Origin of the sequence: Christiangramia aquimixticola, from assembly GCF_048285835.1 — a bacterium.
Classification (GTDB): Bacteria; Bacteroidota; Bacteroidia; order Flavobacteriales; family Flavobacteriaceae; genus Christiangramia; species Christiangramia aquimixticola.
In genome coordinates, this window is the sequence record NZ_JBLVTL010000136.1 from 1 (window position 1) to 328 (window position 328).

Sequence of the window (328 nt, forward strand, 5' to 3'; positions counted from 1 at the left end):
TTTGCAGGACATGGTGCCACCTGAGAAGCTGAAATACTACCAAGAAACCCGCGTCATTGAAATTGCTCCACTCGCCTACATGCGTGGTCGGACGCTCCATGATGCTTTTGTGCTCTTGGATGAGGCGCAAAACACCACGAGTGAGCAGATCAAAATGTTCCTTACCCGAATGGGCCCCAACTCCCGGGTGATCATCACAGGAGACCAAACTCAAGTTGATCTTCCTGTCCGACAGAAATCCGGATTGTCCGAGGCATTACGTATTTTGAAAGACGTGAAAGGAATCGGCATCGTCAATCTCAGCGGAAAAGACGTGATCCGTCACAAG

General features: G+C 50.0%; 1 protein-coding gene. It reads left to right on the top strand.

Translation table 11 applies throughout. The features are described from left to right. Nucleotides 1-328 (top strand): PhoH family protein (locus ACNKXV_RS13845; protein WP_417908304.1); only part of this gene is annotated, 328 nt, incomplete at both ends.